At 34.3% G+C, this 19,052-nt stretch carries 16 protein-coding genes; 8 read left to right on the top strand and 8 right to left on the bottom strand.

Translation table 11 applies throughout. The features are described from left to right. Window positions 1–33: 33 nt before the first annotated feature. The 3 genes from ACTJIV_RS04985 to ACTJIV_RS04995 form a co-directional block, all read right to left on the bottom strand. Complete coding sequence (locus tag ACTJIV_RS04985; protein WP_228452575.1) at window positions 34–351, bottom strand: helix-turn-helix domain-containing protein; 318 nt, start codon at window positions 349–351, stop codon at window positions 34–36. Beyond that, on the bottom strand, window positions 348–857 hold the full coding sequence (locus ACTJIV_RS04990; RefSeq protein ID WP_440626000.1) for a transposase: 510 nt from the start codon (window positions 855–857) through the stop codon (window positions 348–350). The genes ACTJIV_RS04985 and ACTJIV_RS04990 overlap by 4 nt, the downstream gene beginning before the upstream one ends. A gap of 400 nt (window positions 858–1,257) precedes the next feature. After that, window positions 1,258–2,589: a hypothetical protein gene (locus ACTJIV_RS04995; RefSeq protein ID WP_440626002.1), complete on the bottom strand. Its 1,332-nt coding sequence runs from the start codon at window positions 2,587–2,589 to the stop codon at window positions 1,258–1,260. A 200-nt stretch (window positions 2,590–2,789) separates the two neighbouring features. Between ACTJIV_RS04995 and ACTJIV_RS05000 the strand changes: the two genes are divergently transcribed. Continuing rightward, on the top strand, window positions 2,790–2,969 hold the full coding sequence (locus tag ACTJIV_RS05000) for a hypothetical protein (RefSeq protein WP_336378241.1): 180 nt from the start codon (window positions 2,790–2,792) through the stop codon (window positions 2,967–2,969). Between the two features lie 616 nt (window positions 2,970–3,585). Here the strand turns inward: ACTJIV_RS05000 and ACTJIV_RS05005 are convergent. From ACTJIV_RS05005 to ACTJIV_RS05015, 3 genes are all read right to left on the bottom strand, one after another. After that, window positions 3,586–5,052, bottom strand: coding sequence for a hypothetical protein (locus tag ACTJIV_RS05005; protein ID WP_336378242.1), 1,467 nt, complete (start codon window positions 5,050–5,052; stop codon window positions 3,586–3,588). A 1,077-nt stretch (window positions 5,053–6,129) separates the two neighbouring features. After that, window positions 6,130–6,972, bottom strand: a complete 843-nt coding sequence (locus ACTJIV_RS05010; protein WP_336378243.1) for a hypothetical protein — start codon at window positions 6,970–6,972, stop codon at window positions 6,130–6,132. Between the two features lie 660 nt (window positions 6,973–7,632). Next, window positions 7,633–8,511 (bottom strand): AraC family transcriptional regulator, encoded by an 879-nt coding sequence (locus ACTJIV_RS05015; RefSeq protein WP_336378244.1) that lies wholly within the window; start codon window positions 8,509–8,511, stop codon window positions 7,633–7,635. A gap of 205 nt (window positions 8,512–8,716) precedes the next feature. Here ACTJIV_RS05015 and ACTJIV_RS05020 point away from each other — a divergent pair, with 205 nt between their 5' ends. Further along, window positions 8,717–9,505 carry a PhzF family phenazine biosynthesis protein gene (locus ACTJIV_RS05020; RefSeq protein ID WP_440626006.1) on the top strand — a complete coding sequence of 263 codons (789 nt, stop codon included), beginning with the start codon at window positions 8,717–8,719 and terminating at the stop codon, window positions 9,503–9,505. 599 nt (window positions 9,506–10,104) lie between these two features. Here the strand turns inward: ACTJIV_RS05020 and ACTJIV_RS05025 are convergent. Beyond that, window positions 10,105–11,097, bottom strand: a complete 993-nt coding sequence (locus ACTJIV_RS05025; RefSeq protein ID WP_440626008.1) for a hypothetical protein — start codon at window positions 11,095–11,097, stop codon at window positions 10,105–10,107. 788 nt (window positions 11,098–11,885) lie between these two features. On the opposite strand from ACTJIV_RS05025, the gene ACTJIV_RS05030 reads away from it, so the two are divergent. From ACTJIV_RS05030 to ACTJIV_RS05055, 6 genes are all read left to right on the top strand, one after another. Then, a complete protein-coding gene (locus ACTJIV_RS05030) occupies window positions 11,886–13,301 on the top strand; it encodes an aldehyde dehydrogenase family protein (RefSeq protein WP_440626010.1) in 1,416 nt (471 codons plus the stop codon). Window positions 13,302–13,355: 54 nt separating this feature from the next. Further along, window positions 13,356–14,168: a helix-turn-helix domain-containing protein gene (locus ACTJIV_RS05035; RefSeq protein WP_440626012.1), complete on the top strand. Its 813-nt coding sequence runs from the start codon at window positions 13,356–13,358 to the stop codon at window positions 14,166–14,168. A gap of 660 nt (window positions 14,169–14,828) precedes the next feature. Continuing rightward, window positions 14,829–15,704, top strand: a complete 876-nt coding sequence (locus ACTJIV_RS05040) for a helix-turn-helix domain-containing protein (protein WP_111959631.1) — start codon at window positions 14,829–14,831, stop codon at window positions 15,702–15,704. Window positions 15,705–16,364: 660 nt separating this feature from the next. Further along, window positions 16,365–17,117, top strand: coding sequence for a hypothetical protein (locus ACTJIV_RS05045; RefSeq protein WP_440626014.1), 753 nt, complete (start codon window positions 16,365–16,367; stop codon window positions 17,115–17,117). 49 nt (window positions 17,118–17,166) lie between these two features. Continuing rightward, complete coding sequence (locus ACTJIV_RS05050) at window positions 17,167–17,607, top strand: transposase (RefSeq protein WP_440626016.1); 441 nt, start codon at window positions 17,167–17,169, stop codon at window positions 17,605–17,607. An 18-nt stretch (window positions 17,608–17,625) separates the two neighbouring features. Further along, window positions 17,626–17,982 carry a helix-turn-helix domain-containing protein gene (locus ACTJIV_RS05055; protein WP_440626018.1) on the top strand — a complete coding sequence of 119 codons (357 nt, stop codon included), beginning with the start codon at window positions 17,626–17,628 and terminating at the stop codon, window positions 17,980–17,982. Window positions 17,983–17,986: 4 nt separating this feature from the next. On the opposite strand, the gene ACTJIV_RS05060 is transcribed toward ACTJIV_RS05055, so the two are convergent. Continuing rightward, window positions 17,987–18,799 (bottom strand): helix-turn-helix domain-containing protein, encoded by an 813-nt coding sequence (locus tag ACTJIV_RS05060; protein WP_440626020.1) that lies wholly within the window; start codon window positions 18,797–18,799, stop codon window positions 17,987–17,989. Window positions 18,800–19,052: the final 253 nt, after the last annotated feature.

Consider the following 19,052-nt stretch of genomic DNA (forward strand, 5'->3'; position numbering starts at 1 on the left):
TATTGGTAAGCAGAGCAGCAAGTCTGTTTTAGATTACAATTTATTGTATAGTCTCTTCCATTTTGTAAGAGTATTCCTGCTTAATTTAAAATGGGATGCTACAGTGGTATTACTAAGCTTATTAATTTTCTGATATTGAAGAATTTCCAAAATGGCAGATTCATCATAAGAGCGTAGCTTTTGATTAAAATGATGCAATCCGTTGCTGAAAAGCAAATTGTTTAATTTAATTACATCTAACGAAGATAAAACATCCTTTTTTAAGAGAGCTTTACAGCTTACTTCTCTGTCTGGATATTTTTGTTCAATAAGATCCTCATAAATCTTATTATAATTGGGATACTGTTTCATTTTTGAAATTTTTTTATCCATTTATATAATGTTGTTTTAGGAATTCTATATTCCTCAATGATCTGTGATTTTGTCTTTCTGCCTGATGAAATTTGCTCCAGAATAAAGTCAATCAATTCCTTCGAATAAATTGCTTTTCTAAAAACCGGCAGATGGGTCTTACCCTGTTTAATATTCAGTCCCTTAGGAGGGGAATACAAAATCAGATGCTGAGAGTAGGTACGAAAAAAATCGTATTCAGTTAACTTAGAAAACCTTAGTAACATATCACAATCAATATTTGCAGATTTATATATTTGCTGTAAATCAGCATCCATAATATTCAAAAAATTACAAACCCGGGATATTTCTATTCCGTTTTCTTTAATTTTTTGTTCTATCATCTGCCCAATGTGGATATTTTTAAAATTCATAAACATATTATAAGGGTATATAGGCAATAAAAATTCTAGATCCGGTGCTGTTTTGTATTGCTTCCCAACCGGATTACATCGTGCTTCTATCAATATGTGCACTTCCAGACTTAAATTACCATAGCCGCTTACATCTAGTTTTTGAATAGAGGAAACAGTATCAACTAGGCAATAAACTAAGGTAGTTAAATGTCTTTTTCATACACAAAGATTTTTGTATGTTAGAGAAATTATATGCCGGAAACTTGAGAATCTGTCTCAAATCTTCGCTCTATCAGAAACTCCGGACTTTGTGAGGGAAAATGACTGAAAAATCTAAATAGAGCAAAGCGTTGGTTGTGTTTTTAGAATCTTTTAATTGTAACTTTTCCGATTTTATTTGCACCTAAAACTCTGGAAGACAAATTTATTCGATTAGATCCAAAAAATCCTTACTGCATTTATACCGCATACCATAAAACACTGATTTTCTGACTGTATAATTGATAAAAAATTAAAAATTCTGAATCCATTTATACAGATCAATATCTCTGGAAAGTTTTAGCTTCTTCCGGAGTCTGTATTTTTTCGATTCAGCAGTTCTAATTGATATATGATCGTAATCAGAAATCTGTTTGTTGGATAAGTCCAGCTTAAGAAATGCACATAATCTCAGATCATTTGGATTAAGATCCGGGTATTTTGAAATAAGGCAATCATAAAAATCAGAATGTGAATCTCTAAACTTAATCATAAAGGAGGGGTCTGATCGTTTAGCGAGCATGATCAGTTCTTCATATGTAGTAGTTAATTTCCGTTTAAGGTTTTCTGATTCTTTTACTTTCTCATTGATCATGGCATCTTTAATCCTTTCCCGGCTTCTGGAAAATTTAAAAACAAAATATACTATAATACTGCCTAAGAAAACAATACTGAGTATGACATACAATAAAACAGAACTGTATCTTTTTTCCTTATCTGCCTGCTCCTTATGCATTCGTTTAATGACCATGTTAATTCCGACATTTTCCTCTCGCTGTAAGCTATCATTTAGAGCAGAGTATTTTGCGAGATATTCACTCTCTTGTTCGGGAAAATTCAGGCCGTTGTACGCCTCAGCAATCAATTTGTAAGATTCCAGTGTGCCTTTACCTAGTTGAGCTTTTGAAGTAATATTTAAAGAACTGAATAAATAGTTTAAAGCTTTATTGTAATTCTTCTTTTCAATATTCAGCTTTCCAAAAGCCCTGAGTACATTGGCCTTACCCTCAATAGGAATTTGCCGGGTAGTGAGAAGCTCATTTGCTTTATTAATGTAAAATTCAGCAGAGTCTATATTATTTAGCTTAAAATGCCTCTCGGCTATGGTAATGAATAGCATAGGCGTTGGAGATTTCATACATTTCCGTTCATTGCTGTAAACAGAGTCCATTAATCCTAAATATTCAAAACTATTTCTTTTCCAATCATAAATACTGTAGAGCCTTTTTTCTTTTTCCTTTTGATCTTTAATCTTATGAGCGAGTACAAAAGCAGTATCAAAGCATTTAATTGCCTGCTCATGCAAGCCCAGAGAATTGTAGTTTTTACCATACACAAAGTACATATATGCTTCGAGAGCATATTCTTTCTTACCTTTCAACTCTTTCTCAGCCATCTCAAGCATTTGAAGGCTTTCCTTATCTTTCTTCATCAGAATCAGCACATTCGCTAAATTAAGACATCCCCGTATCTCGCCGTTTTCATAATTTAACTGCTGACATTCTTTTCGCAGTTTCGTTTCCAGCAAGACGATCTTGTACAACTCCCCATTCTTTAAAAGTTTGCTAAATACGGTGGTTTGCAAACTATCAATTTTCGCAGTAGTAATTTGAGATTTGAAATTACAGATCAGCAAAAGTAGCAGAACAATAAAAATATTTTTAAAAAGGGTCATAGGTACTAGAAGAAAAATTAAGGTAATATTCAAATGATTCGGAAAATGTCATTTTATTCACAGTTACTTCATCGTAAACTGTTATTTTTACAGCACTACAATTTAAAATAGTGAAAGCTTATATCGCTGTTGGTTTTTCGAATTATAAAAAGCTTCCTAAAGAAATTGAGGCCATCCAGGCTTCTTTAACAAAAACTATTGGAATCGGAACCGAAGCTCGATATGCGAAAGGCTTGGGAAAGAATCTAATTTATATCAGACATATGAATGCTGATTTTGGGCCTGAGTGATCATAACGTCCTTTGTTGCAGCCCTGAAGCCCTTTCAGCAAAATTAGATGCCATTGTATCCCAACTTAGTTCTTTCCTGAATTTAAAAGATAATATTTAAAATAGTGTATAGAGATTTAACGTTTTTAATTCAGCTTGTATTTTCAAAGTGGTCGTAAAAAAAATTAGCCATAGATATGTATTACAGATTATTGTTCAGATTTGGATTTTGTATTGGTGGTTTTGCCAGAATGCCATTTGTGAATTATTAAAGTCTATGCACCACCCGCATGAATCTTTGACCTGCTATCTTACCTGCCACAAATTTGATAAAATTCTCAAATATGATAAAGGAAAAATCTTACATATTTTGGTACTTTTCTGACATTTTAATTAGTATTAAATTCATTTTGATTCCTATTTATTATCAAATCAATAAAATAAGCAATTAAGGTTGAACGGTTATTTTAAAAGGCGATTGTAAAATCGCCTTTTCTGTTAAGTATACTTCATGCCTGCCTGATAGAAAACACGATACATCAATACAATTACATAGCCATTTTCAATTTGTCAGGACTATGTACTTCCCACTATTGCTTATAAATTTAACAGTAATAATATATCTTCATGATAACATTTACAATGCAGTATATATAATATGCATAAATGCATTGCTATGATTATAGTTAGGTGTGCCAATACCTGCTTTGGTCTCACAATAAATAACCTCTCCTGCATTAAGCAACTTTACATAGGTCCCGGATAATATAAAAATATTTCCTGCCTGGGGAGCCCCACTGAAAGTCCAAACACCATTACCTGCATGAATATAAAGTCCATAATTTGGAGCGCCGGGAGCATTTTCCAGTTGTACTCCGGCTACAATATGATATATTCCTGTTTTAGCAACTGTATAGCTACTATTAGTAGAGTTCCAGGTACCTGCCCCTGCAGAATTGATATTGACTGTTCCCAGTATAACTCTGTTAGCAACCCCATTTCCAGGCAAAGTTGCACTACTGGCAAATTGCTCAGCATTGAAAACATTATTGGGAGTTTTTAAGGTGTTAATAAAGTCGTTACTGGTAATCTGTGAAACAACCCCAGTTCCATTAGAAAGCAATATATTAGAACTTCCGAGCGTAGTTTGTGTCGGTAACGAGCGAAACCGAGCATTGCCGTTTACATCCAATGTATTGGTTGGAGCATTGGTTCCTATACCAAGCTTTCCCAAGTTGTCTAATGACATTTTAGGACCGGTCACATTTCCGCTGGTGTAGAAATCCATTTGCGAGCCCAAAGTCGTTGGAGAATCTGCTTTTGCTACCACAATAGCTCCTAATGTCCAACTACTATTATTAACATAACCATTGAAATTGAGATATCCTGCAAGTTGCCCAACAGGAATATTAGTATTGCCATTATATCTAGTCAAATCAATACTTGCTGGATTAGTACCTGTAGAATTGGCCATAATTTGAGCGAAATTAGACTCAAATTTTCCATTTCCTCTTACATCAAGCTTTTCAGTTGGTGCTGAAGTGCCCAATCCAACTCTACTATTGGCTGCGTCTACCGAAAAAGTACTTCCGGCTACAGAGAATGCATTAGGCTGATTGGCTGTAAATGCCAGGGTATTGGCTCCCTGTGTTACAATTCTGTTACTGCTAAGTGCACCATTTGCGGTATAAATATTGACAGGAGCTGCGCCTACAGTTCCTCCGTCGGTAGCTCTCCACCCTGCATTACTGTATACAAATTCCAGTGCTTTTCCATTCGGTATGGTAACCCCGTTTAGTGCTGCACCAAACCCACCAGTAGTGTTATTAAAAATTACCAGCCTTTGACCGGCATTGGGAGCAGCCGGAACGGAAATCGAAACTGTTGCGGTAGCACTTCCTGTAAGCTGTGCCTGGCTTGTATTAGCCGGGATATTAGCCGTATTACCTGCAACACTTATAGCTGTTTCACGGTTGGTAATAGCTCCATTCACATCAAGGGTTGTACCTGGAGTTGTTGTATTAATTCCTACATTGCCTGTTTGTGCAAAAAAAGCCACACTTACTACCGACAATGCGATTGAAAATAAATTTTTTGTGTTCATTTTTTATATTTTTTGTTAAAGGGTACTGTATATTACTGCAGCGGGAAACATCAAAACTGAAATAGATTGAATGTAAGCTTAAGACGAAAATATGATATACATTCCCGCATTGCATCTATATTTTCCTGAGTTCTGCTTAGATTACCTATTATATAAAGGATATTTTGTTCAATATATCCTGCTTTTGTTCTTTATATCTGTAGCTAACAGTATGGAGTTTATTCATAAATTACCCCTCTTTAATTTTTTTTATTCTTTGATTTGAGAAAGTACCGCAGCTTTCACCTCTTGGTTTATCTGTAGTTCCACTACACTGAAAGTAGTGAAGTGGGGATCTATCGCCATTCTTCTGCTTGTATGAGTTGATAATCAATAAATATCGGCTTAGGATTGGGCATAACAGAGTAATCCTTATGTTACCTCCCTGAGGATAAAAAGCCTCATACATAACAATCTATAAAAGAGTGATTATTATTTTCAGGAACATTTCGAAATCGCCTATTTCCATTCACATCCGGGGCTAATGTTGATGAAATAGTATTTATTCCTATTTATGTTAAAAGATAATCTGCTAAAAAAGAATTGCTAGAAGTAATCATTTTTTTCCATCATTTGTGTTAGTGTTTTTGTTAACTTGTTTTTAATAAATTTTAAAATACCAGGGAATCAGACTTAAAATTTGTATAGCAAAATTACAGCAATAATGTAAAAAGCTTATACTGCATTTATACTGCAATAAACAATACATTGATTTACAATTTGTTGATTTTTTATTTTTAAATTGAAAAAATAAACTTATTAATATCCCATAATACATTTGTTAAATTCTATATCTCCAGAAAGGTAAAGTTTTTTAGCAATCTGTAATGAAATGGGTCATATTAGAATCAGCTCACGAAAAGTAAAAAAAAGTCAGGTTAAGGATAAAATCTGCCAAGCTATTTATTTGATAGTTAAAAAACTTGTCGTACTAAAATTTCCGTTTCGTAGGCTGACCCTTTAAAAATTGCATACCAATATTTTGAACTTTTGTCAGGAAAAATAGTGATAAGCAGTATGGTTTATTTATGATATTACCTATTGTGCCTTTGCAAATACCTGGGCTGTCATTGTTCCATAACCCCAGTTAAAGTTGGGATTACCAATATTGTCCCACATATTGAAAACAATATTTGTAGAAGTGAAGCTACCTCCTCCTCCTAGTTCTATATAACCATTCAAATCATAAGTAATCGTTTTAACGGTACTAGTAGCATTTGTTTCTATCGCGATATAGGTAGCTCCTGAACTTACCATGCCTGAAGAAGCACCGCCACCAGCAGGAAGAATTGTATATTTCCGAGAACCTGCAGGATCTTCAGCTCCATTTCTCAAAAACCGTACGCCATAATACCCAAAACCACTGGCATTAGTTGGCACCACATTATATGTCCCTACTGGAACAGAATAAGTAACAATCACCCGGCAAGCACTGTGCGGAGGGATGTCAACAGTCAATGATAATCCCAAAGGCACATTATTAATAGTCGTAGTAGGTCCAAGCCCGGTCCTTCTTACAGGAGCGGTAGCCACAGTATTGTAAGTATTATGAAGTACATATTGTGCAGGTGACCATTGCTGGTAAGTTCTCCATAATGGGGAAGCAGGAGTACCATAATTTACATAGAAACCATCGCCTGTTGTGATAGTGCCTCCATTGCTGTACACCATAAGCCCTGTGGCAGGAGAGACAATGGTAGTTCCGTCTGTCTCACTTCCCAAGGAGGCTTTGGGAATCAGCACTCCTCCCTTTTTACTAGCAGTAGATTCCACATCCAATATAGCTGAAGGATCAGGGTTTGTTGTATTGATGCCTACTTGAGCAAATGACATGGTTGACAATGTTACAGTTGTCAAAAGTGTAAAAAATGTTTTTTTCATTTGTTTAATGTTTTTGTTATTAACTTATTGTTTAATAAATTTTATAAATATGAGGGAATTATGCTTTGAAATTTCTACTACAAGAGTACACCTATTATTTAAAAAAATCTATACTGCATTTATACTGCATTGTGTATTTTGCTGGTTTACAATATGTTAAATCAATCACATTGGTCTGTAATATCAAGTTTATTTTAATTAAAGAAGTGGTATTTCACAAATTAAAAACGGCATTGGAGAATCGCAGTTATAAAGACTATTTTAAACAAAAGGAGGAAATATTCATTAAAAATAGGGGGCAAACCAAAATGGGGGAACATGTCATTTTGATATATAATTAATTTGCTTTCAACAAGTTAATTCTAATCATGTCAAAAAGTGGTTTTTTATATTTTTCTTTATGCATATTAACATGCTGTATAGCTACAGCTGTTTATCCCGCTCTGAAATCAAAATCTCCGGAGGCGGATTCCTGGGAAAATACTAATCATCATTCTGAGCCAGATGCTTATCATTTAGCTTTCGCTTCTTCTTATACATTTTAAGCATTATTGGTCTTGTATTAGCCATTACCCAACTACTATAAAACAAGATCTCTATCATCCATCATCCCTTTTATAACCAAATTTGGGAGGCAGTTAATTGCAATAGGGAAAAGTTCTAAATATTCTGGAACTTTTCTGACATTTTATTTCTATAGTCAAGCGGAGTTAATTTTTCTTTTTTTCTGAATTGCCTTGAAAAGTATGATAAATCCGCAAAACCAAGATGTTCCGATATTTTGCAAATGTTCCAGTCAGTATGAACTAACAATCTTTTGGTCTCCATTAATACACGTTCCCGAATAATATCACCAGCGGTCTTTCCAGTTATATGCTTGGTAACTTCATTCAGACGATGCGGGGTTAAACCGAGCTGCTGGGCATAAAACTCAATTTTTTTTTCATTCAGATAATGGCAGTCAACCAATTCCCGGAACTTTCGAAACCTTAGACTATTTACATTGTCATAAATATAATCGTGGGTATTGATAATAATACGCTGAATCCTGTTGAGTAAAACAAAAAGTAAATGACTGATAATCATTGCTGATTTTTCAGATAATCCTATTTCATATTCCAACATTTCTATGAGGCGTTTTATCTCATTCACCCTATCATCTGTTAATTTAACGAATGGCTGTATACTACTGTTATGAAGAAAACTGAGGGAAAGAAGTTTATCCTTATTATTTGAGGTCAGCAACAAAAACTCTTCGGTAAAAGTAATACTGTAACCCTTCACATTTTTTGTCGTTGACATCTGATGAAGCTGGCCAGGTGAAATAAAAAATAAAGTATTGGGCCCAATTTCTGTTTGGTGATAATCAACCCTATTGACAGCACTGCCTGAAGTAAGCCACAGTATCTCATAAAAACTATGCTTATGAGGCCATTGTAGATCAGGAGGGCGATTAAGATCCTCAAATCTTTCAAACATGAATTCATTATCTATAGATTTCTCAGACTTAAAATCTTCAATATTATAAATTTTAAACATAGGATGTTGATCAAATAATGAGTTCGATAACTTACAATTTTTGCAAGACACCTCAAAATATTCAAATCAAAAAAGCAAAATTTTGCATTGAAATTTTTAGAAGGTTAAATACCATCGATGTTGAGCTTCATGTTTTATATAAACTCAATTGGGTTCAGGTTCATGAAATAAATTATCTTTGTTATAGACCTAAATTTTGTCTATCATGAAGTTAGAATTATATCAAATAGATGCTTTTACAGAAGAGATCTTCCATGGGAACCCTGCCTGTGTTGTCCCATTAAAAAACTGGTTACCTGATGAGATACTTTTAAAAATAGCCAGTGAAAATGCTGTGGCAGAAACAGCTTTCTTTATTGATAACGGCAATACCATTCACCTGAGATGGTTTACCCCTGAAATAGAAATGGACCTGTGCGGGCATGCCACTCTTGCCACGGCTCATTGCTTAGTTTCCATCTTAAACCATCAGAGTAACAGAATGGTTTTTCAAACTAAAAGCGGTGAATTAACAGTCGAAGTAAAAGATGGATTTTATTATATGGATTTCCCGTCAAGAATGCCTAAAGAATCTGCTCTTCCGGATATTATCACCCAATCTCTCAATATCCAGCCTAAGGAAGTCTTCAAATCAAGAGACTATGTTCTGGTATACGAATCTGAGGAAGACATAAAAAAAATCAAAATTGAAAGATCTGTTTTTGACCTTATCAATCTGGACCCGGGAGGCGTTATTGTAACAGCAGCAGGTACTGACAGTGATTTTGTTTCAAGATATTTTACGCCGCAGTCGTCTATTCTTGAAGACCCCGTAACCGGCTCTGCACACTGCTCGCTTATTCCTTTCTGGTCATCAAGATTAGGAAAAGATAAGCTTTTCGCCCGCCAGCTATCGGAAAGAGGCGGCCAGCTCTATTGTGAAAACAAAAATGAAAGAGTGGTTGTGGCAGGTAAAGCCAGAACCTATTCTGTGGGACATTTATGGATAGAATAATGTTATTCTGATCAGGCTGTATAGTATAACAACTCAAACATAAGGGCGAGAAAGGACTTAGTCATTCACTTTTAATTTGACTCAAACGAGCCCGGTCTTATAAGAAGTGCTTAGATAAGCCCTATCTTGTTGGCCAAAAACAAATGGCGCCGCTTTTAGATAAGCGGCGCCATTTTTAATAGTAATCAAATTAGGCCCGGTTAACGATCCTACAGGGTTGTCAGGGGCATTAGATTTGGGAAACGTAAATGTAACATATGAATTAGAATGAACTTACAATGACCATTGTTTTTAAGGATCAATAGCATGCTTAGTAAATAAAAAAGCAGTAAGAATTTTTCAAATCCATACTGCTTTAACTTTATATTGATCAATATATTTAGTTTTGATTTTATGAGCTATTCTTTACTAGGGATACTATCTATTTCTACCGTTGCGGTTCCGTATTTTTCGATCTGCGTCCGATGGTTTGATTAACTTTTCGGAGCTGTTTGTTTAGTGTCTGCATTTAAATAGGGCTGTTCTTCTTAAATGTGAATCCACCTACAGCAGCTTCAGTTACAATTGGATGCGCAAGTGATTCCAGTTGCTTTGGGATACTAATCTATTCTTGTAAGAATTATTTTATACGATCTCGCTACATTACCATTATTAGTCACATTTATAGTTCCAGCTGAAGGCATAGTTAAGGTATAGTTTAATGCTGAAGAATCCCCACCATCCTGACAGGTTGGCTTACCGCTCCAGGTAGTGACAGTAGTTGTCTGGTTGGTCTCGGCAAATGTCGGCCCTTTGGTAGCACTAGGGCTTAAAAGACCAGTTATTCCCCGAATAGCAAAACTATTATTAAAAGAAAAATTATTCACAAAATAATCAGCTGTAGCTACATACACGCAGCCATCGCTAGCTATGACCACAGCTTTGTAAACGCCCTGAATAATTCCGGTAATTAACGGCGCTGTAGCACCACTTGCAACGCTGACTGAATTTGAAGTAGTTCCACCATAAACAGCAGACGGAGATGCTTTTACCAATACACCATTAGCATCGGAATATACTGGTGTTACAACATTGGTACCTGCAACGGCTGTAATACTTCTCACTCTTGTAGTTCCGTTTACGTCCAAAGTATTAGTTGGCGTTGTTATACCAACTCCCATGTTTCCGTTAGACAACATTGTGGCGACTGTAGTTAAGGTTTGCCCGTCCCCATAAGTACCCACGGCGTTACTCCCTACATTAAACTGCAATCCTGCTTCTGCACCCGATACATTGATTGAAGGAATGCTCGGTGTAACATTAAACCAGATATTATCCCAACTTCCACTGCCTGGAGAGTTTTTTATTCCGAAAGTTGTTCCTACCATGTCTAATTTTACAATGGGTGCTACAGTGCCTAAACCTACGTTTCCGATGGGAGTTACTGTGATATCGTTGGCCTGTTGGGTAACACTAGGTACTCCTGTGGCAGGATTATCCTTAGCTCCATCAACATGTAAAGCTCCCTGAGGGTTAGGAGTATTAATGCCAACTTGCGCGTATCCTAGTATGGACACGATCAATAGAAATAACGTAACAAGTTCTTTTTTCATTAGAATAAATTTTTAATTTTTTTGTTGTTTTTAGAATCATATATAAAAAGTATTTCAAGCGAAAAGGGTGATTTTGCAGATTGTATTTATAAAAATTATATACCTAAGAGAAATAAAATTTACCTTGATTAAAGAAATTTAATGATCATCATAAAATGTATTTGCTGTATAGTTGTATTAACTTCAATTATTTATTTACACTTAGTTTGAATAGAAAATAATTCATTTATAAAGATTTATGTTGAAGTAAATTTAATAAAAATTCTTAATATGGTGAATAATTTTCGTAAAATATTTCACTATATTTTGTTTTATTCAATGGGTGTAAGCTTCTGCCGACAATAAAATCGTTGTGTTAGGTATTATTTTTTGATAATTGGTTTTCAGCCATTAACGAGGAGCAGAGGGAGATTTTTCAAAGAATATGGATATTTTCCAACTATCCGATTAATGCACTTTTTTATTGTTGATCTCGATAATTTTTTGGAATGACGTGATTGAAAATTAATCTGTGTATAGTTATTTGTTTCAAGGAGGAAATGTGAGTAGGGGGAATTAAATTTTAATTAACTACATCACTAACAGTGCAATTCAATAGAAGTGGTACACTTATTATAAATGATCAGGATAGGGAATCTGCAAATTGTTTTTAGAACCAATGTATTGGTGGCAAGATAATCCTTATCTCTGCTTTTATGACCTGAGCTTTTTTACAAAATTAATTTGAGCTTTTCTACAAAGTTCAAGTTAAGTCATCATTCTAAATTTGTATCATTAAAATCAACAAAATGAAAATAGTAAATAAAATTTACATCAACGGTATGTTTGTTACTCCACACGGGGCAGAAATTTTTGATGTGATCAATCCATCTAATAATCAAAAGATCGGAGAAGTCACATTAGCTGATGAAGTAGATGCGAAAAATGCAATCGCAGCGGCAAAAGTTGCATTCAAAAGCTTTTCTAAATCTACAGTTGCTACACGCATTGATTATTTGAGAAAATTAAGAACTGCAGTCGAAAAAAGACAACAGGATTTTATTGATATCATGATTGAAGAATATGGTGGTACACGCCAATTCGTTACGATGAGCAGTAGGCATATCGGAGCCTGGTTCGACAGTATGATAGAAGTGCTTCAGACGTACAAATTTGAAGAAACCATCAATTCTTCATTCGTGAAATTACAACCTGTTGGTGTAGTCGGAATCATTACGCCCTGGAATTCCAGCAACAGCTCCATCTGCAGCAAAGTTGCTACAGCGATTGCAGCAGGATGTACCGTTGTAATCAAACCTAGCGAGATGAGCAGTCTGCAGACTCAGGTTTTGATGGAAGCATTTCATGATGCCGGCTTGCCGGAGGGGATCATCAACTTCGTGACAGGCCTGGGAAATGTGGTTGGCACAGAATTGACCAGTAACCCGGACGTTTCTAAAATTTCATTCACAGGTTCTACAGCAGTCGGGAAACTAATTGCAAAAATTGCTGTCGATACAATGAAACGTGTCACTTTGGAATTGGGTGGAAAGTCTCCGAACATTATTCTTGAGGATGCAGATTTGGAAAAAACCATTCCAATGGCAGTTTATGGAGCTTATATGAACAGTGGGCAAGCTTGTATTGCACCGACAAGACTTTTGGTACCCGAAAATAAACTGGATAAAGTAAATGCCATTGCAAAAGCTACTGTTGACAAAATCATTGTTAATTTACCTCAGAATGAGGATACTCATATTGGCCCGATGGTCAGTGTGAAACAGTTTGACAGAGTTCAAAGTTATATTAAATTAGGTTTGGAGGAAGGCGCCGTATTACTTGCCGGCGGCGAAGGAAAACCTGAAGGGCTAGAAGAGGGAAACTTTGTAAAAGCTACAATTTTCACCAACGTCAACAACAAAATGAGAATCGCTCAGGAAGAGATTTTTGGTCCGGTTTTATCCATCATCCCTTATAAAACAGAAGATGAAGCAATTGAAATTGCAAATGATTCACCTTACGGATTGGCTGCTTATATTAGTTTAGCAGATCCAGAAAGAGCAATGCATGTTGCTTCTCAAATTGATGCTGGAAGAATTTGTATTAATGGTTTCAATCATGATCCATTGGTTCCTTTTGGTGGTTTTAAACAATCAGGAATCGGAAGAGAATACGGTACCTATGGTTTGGAAGCTTACCTTGAACCAAAAGCAATTCTGAAATAATAATTTGTAAATTTGATAAAGCATTACGCAATAGTAATGCTTTTATTTTTCGATATGAACAACAGATTACAAACTAAGGATATTGTTTATTCCTGTTATCACAAACTGAATAGGAAAGGCGAAAATTTTGTTCCGAAACATACTCTTTCGTATCAGATTTCGGGTAGTTTTATGTTGTCAGATAGTAATGGCAGTTATGGTGCAAATCCAGGAGATTTTAATCTTATCAGAAAAAATCAGTTAGTAAAGTTTGTTAAAATTCCACCTGAAAACGGTGTTTTTGAAAGTATGAATATCTATTTGAATGATGAGGATTTAATAAACTTTTCGAAAGAATATAATCTTCATACTGAACATGCGGTTACGGCAAAGTCTCTTATTCCTATCGAAGTCAATGCTGTACTTCAGAATTTTATGATCTCTTTACAGACACTTCTGGAAAGTAACCTGAAAAATCCGTCTCTGATTGACCTGAAAATAAAAGAACTTCTTTTAATTTTATTGCAAGCCCAGCCTGAACTGAAAAATATCCTTTTTGATTTTTCCGAACCTTTTAAAATTGATCTGGAAGCCTTTATGAATCAAAACTATAGATACAATGTTAATCTCAAACGCTTTGCTTATCTCACAGGAAGAAGCCTTGCTACATTTAAACGTGATTTTGAAAAAATATTTCAGGCTTCACCGCATAAATGGATTCTGCAAAAACGTCTGAATGAAGCTCATTTTTTGATAAAAGAAGAGGGCAAATCCGCGTCTGATATTTTTGTTGATCTGGGTTTTGAGGATCTTTCACATTTTTCTTATACATTTAAAAAACAGTTTGGGTACAGTCCTACAAAAATTGAGAGAGGTATCAGTACTTAAACTCCTTATTTTTTTCTGATGTTATTGGTAATATTCACTTGTTTTGCATTATGATTTCTATTTAAAATTGATTCACCTCACTATTGATCGGAAGTAAAGATTCAATTTTCTTACCAGCTCGTTGGCTAGTTGATATTTTCTAGATCGCAAAGATAGTAACTGAAATCTTGATACTTATGAAGTTTTCCTCGAACGACAAATCAGTTGAATTTGTCCCAGTTAAGTATGGAAATAAAGATCATAAGGGGGAAAATGTATCTTAATTTTCTACCAATTAGAGAAACATATTAACTTTTTAAATATTTAAAGAGAAAATTTTATTTCTTCAATTCGCATATTTACCTTTTTTATACGTTTTTTTATCGAAATGATTTCATTTTGAGGAATTATTTTTGTAGCAGTACTCAAAAAGAGTTGTATAGGTTTAAAATAATTGAGGACTTAAGAGATTCTAGATATTTTTTTATCATTTGTGTTTAAACTGCATCGGTATAGGTGCAGTTTTTTTTGAATACACATTGTAGTTGTGGCAGGAATTTTTATTACAAATATTCCTTCATAATACATTAGTTTGGCAGGTATCCGATTAAGTTTTTAAATATGAATATAAAAAACTGTAATATACCAGCATTAATCATTTCTTTAAATAAAATATGAATTATGGAAGAATTTCTAATCGAGCCCTTTCTCAATGCTGATAATGGTGTTTCTTATATCAACACCAAAAGCATATCGGAGTTGCTATTACTACGGTCTTCCGAGCTATTCCAGCCACATAGAACGGAATTTAATGTCATCTATCTTTTCGACGAAGGCGAGGGGAAGCATACCATAGATTTTACTACCATTGATATAGAACAAAAGTATATGCTTTTTGTTACTCAAAATCAAGTGACTCAATTTCATGAGCCTGCCAATTACAAGGGGAGGGTGTTAATTTTTACTGAAGACTTTTTTTGTACAAATAATTTATGCCAGACCCAGTTTTTTGGACAATCAGATTTATTTAATGATCCATTAAATTTACCGTATTTTGATGTAAGGGAAAGATTTGATGAGATTTCCGCCTTATTCAGCTTTATAAATGATGAGCTTAAGAGACCCTATCATGAAGCTCAGTCTGCTATTTTAAATAATTACTTATTCAATATCCTTTTAATTGCAGAAAACTTATCAGAGTATAAAGATAGAAAGCTCGATGTTTCCAAGAACAAGCTGTTACTGTCAAAATTCAAGTCTATGGTTAATAAAAATATCCACCAGAGGCATACATTAGAATTTTATGTTGAAAATTTAAATGTGAGTTTGCGAACACTTCAAATTGCTTTTCTAGAGGAAGAAAAACAAACCCCAAAACAATGGCTGATCAACAGAATGATTCTGGAAATCAAAAGAAATCTCTGTTACCAGGATAAAAGTATAAGTGAAATCGCCTATAAGCTGGGCTTTAAAGAGGTAACCAATTTTATTAAGTTTTTTAAATCCAAAACAGACTTAACTCCATCTCAATTTAGATCCCTTTCAGTAAAAAAGTAATTCCTTTATAAGCTTAATATGGTCAGATCATAAGGCCTGATTTCTTAAACGAATTAGATTTTAATGAAATAAAAACCACACCTTTTATTATATTAGGTGTGGTAACAACACAAATGATGAAAAAAAAAATTATTTCTAAAAAGTCAAATCAACCAGCCAAAGCTTAAGCTGAATTATATTTTTTCATGAATACAAATTAAAATCTTTTTTATCCAAAACTATTGATATATAAGCGCATAAAAATGATCAAATTAATTAGTTGGATGGTGATATTCTGAAAAAGGATAGCTATTATATTTTAGCAAGACAAAACGGCAAAGTTTGGACTCCTTATTCAAGGCTTATAGTTTTTAAACGATAATTACTTCAGAGGAATAATCTTTTTATTTCTTTATCCATAGCGATATCAACGTCATTATTACTTTAAAAAGATGTAGCTGTTTTCGGAAATTTCATCAATTAGATTTCCGAAAATGGGTAGATATTCGTTTGTATGCCTGTGATTTTGTGTTGACTTTTACATTGTTAATGCTAGAGCATTTTTTAGGCTCTGTGAGCATTAATAACTAGTAATTTTTACAACCAAATCTAATATATATCATGAAAAAAAACTCATTATTAGCATTCACTATAGGCATAACATCAGTATTTTATGCACAGGTGGGGGTGAATACTGCAAATCCTTCTGCAACGATGGATATTGTAGGAAATCCAACTATAACTACTTCAATTGATGGACTGTTACCTCCTAGAATTACAGGAGATCAATTAAAAGCAAAAGATTCTGTGTACGGTAATGTTCAAAATGGAGCTATAGTGTATGTTACAGCGCCCGTTGGGACGTCAACACCCAAAACAGTGCAAGTCACAGCATCAGGCTATTACTATTATGATGCTCCTAACAATGTCTGGGCAGCCTTGAATGGTAATAAAGAGGCAGGCGGAACGGGAACAACACTTTTTGCAAGTAAAAATGGTGCTTGGTCGCTAATAAATTTAGGCATTTCCGGGACAAGCTGGAATAAAATAAGCCTTACATCAACAGACACTAAAACAGGAGTTTCTACGCTTCTCAACAATGGAGTTTATACAGCTCCAAAAACAGGACTTTATGATGTGAAGTATGAAGTTCAGTTGGCGGGTGGTGTTGATTTAAGTGTGTTAGGGGGTAAAAGGTTAGGTATCCTGAAAAATGGCAATACTGTATTTGAACAGAAAATTATTGATGCTGTCCGTGTATCTATTCTTAGTGTCACACTTGCTTCGGTACCTGTTACTTCCACTACTCTTGAAGCTATTGTTCCGCTGAACGCTGGTGAGACAATCACATTTGCTGTTGAAACTGGAAACGTTAATTTATCATTACTCACCGATAGTAAAGTGTCAGTATCTGTATATAAAGTTTCTGACTAGTATCCATCATTGAACTTAAAAGACTTTGCCTGATGATTGGCAATAGGGCATGAATTATAAGAAAATACATATCGGGAAATTAATTGATTTAAAAGTCATGGAAGCAGGACTTAAAACAGGCCATATCTGCAGGTTTTTCAAATGTGACATGAACGAAATCAACAAAATGTATGAAGCTGAAACCTTGGATGCAGAGATCCTTCTCAGCTGGTGCAAGCTTTTAAAATACGATTTTTTCAGGGTTTACACTCAGCACCTGATATTATATTCTCCTAAAGCAAAGGCTCGTCTCAGCAGTGAAGATGACGAGGTGAAAAAGCCAGCAAGGACAGAATTGCATAAAAATTTGTATACAGTGGAAATAATAGCCTTTATCATGGAGAAGATTTCTTCCGGAGAAATGACAAAATTACAAATTATAAATAGGTACGGAATCCCAAAGACAACCCTGTATAAATGGATATCTAAATATGAAAGTACAGAAGCTTAAATCAATAAAGATAATGATATGGAGAAGAATCTTACACCAAACTATAAGCTGATCTTTTTAGATATACTTGAACAAAAATTTCCGGACAGGAAAGATGCCTGTATGCCGATTTTAAGTAAAAATGAGCTATCTCAATTCGATATAATTGAGCTGAATCAAAAAATTTTTGGAGGTATTGATAAGGACACATTCACTTTGAATCAAAAACACAAAGCATATAATAAACACAGTATTTCAAAGATTTTAAATTACCAAATTAAAAACGATTTAAGTAATATGCGAACTGCTTCAATCTTTAGATTAAGCAGGAATACGATAACCAAGTGGAAAAAAAAATATACCCACTTGATTTCAGTTACTGAAAGCTGCAATTAGTTTATTATTCGGAAACCGATTTATCATATTTATTTTCAAAGTATAAGGATGGAGGGAGGCCTGTAATTTCTTTAAAAGTTTTGGTGAACGAAGAAGCCGTGGCAAAGCCGGTAACTTCTGCAAGATAGCTTATCTTATATTTTTTATAAGAAATATCACTGTCCATCTTGCCGATTATATAATTTATCCTGAGAGTATTAATATAAGTCTTAAAGCTGTCAGATTTATATTTTTTAATAATTGCAGATAAATATTTTACATTCGTTCCAAACTCTGTAGCAAGATTGCCAAGGGTAACCCCCTTTTTTGTAAACATGTTATTATCTTCAAAATTATTTAGCTTTTCCAGAATCAACAGTTCGGTACTGCTACTAATTGAATTTGGTAATTTGGCATCGGATATTTCTGTGGGGCTTATTTCTGTGCTTTTTTCAGGCAAATAAATGTCTGAATTGTTATTTGTATTTGGTTTTATTCTGATGAATATGATTAAACCAATAATTATCGTTATTGAAGCGGCTAAGCATAAAATCAAAATTTTAATCTGCGTTGGATTCCCAATTGGCCTGAGGCATCCTTTGCAATCCTTAACCATTAAATTGAGCTCCTTCATCTTTTGGCTGCATATGCAAGCTATATCACTTCCTTCTGTTTTTGATTTATTGCTCCCTAACACTAGAAACATAGGGTTAACAGTAAATATCTTTAAAAATTCTTGAAGCTTTGGATGTGACCATGATTTTGTTTGGTTATTTACATGTGTACAATTGTAAATTTCAGAAGAGACATTTAAATTTTTTTTCTTTTCAACCTCCATTGTACAGGAAATGAAGATATAAGATATGAGATAAAAAACGGAACTCATAATGATTGTGGGAATACCTATCAATATATTTTTTTTAAAACGATGTTATCATGAAAGCACAATAATATGGCAAATAATCTCGCGTCAGTTATCAATTTCCGAAAAAAAATGATAATTATTTTCAATAAAGAAAACCTTTTGCCTTCAGGCGAGAAGCGAAGATAAAATGGAATAAGAGATGATCCGGAGATACAAAAAATGTTAA

The sequence above is a fragment of the Chryseobacterium sp. 22532 genome (genome assembly GCF_052044665.1).
In the GTDB taxonomy this organism is placed as follows: domain Bacteria; phylum Bacteroidota; class Bacteroidia; order Flavobacteriales; family Weeksellaceae; genus Chryseobacterium; species Chryseobacterium lathyri.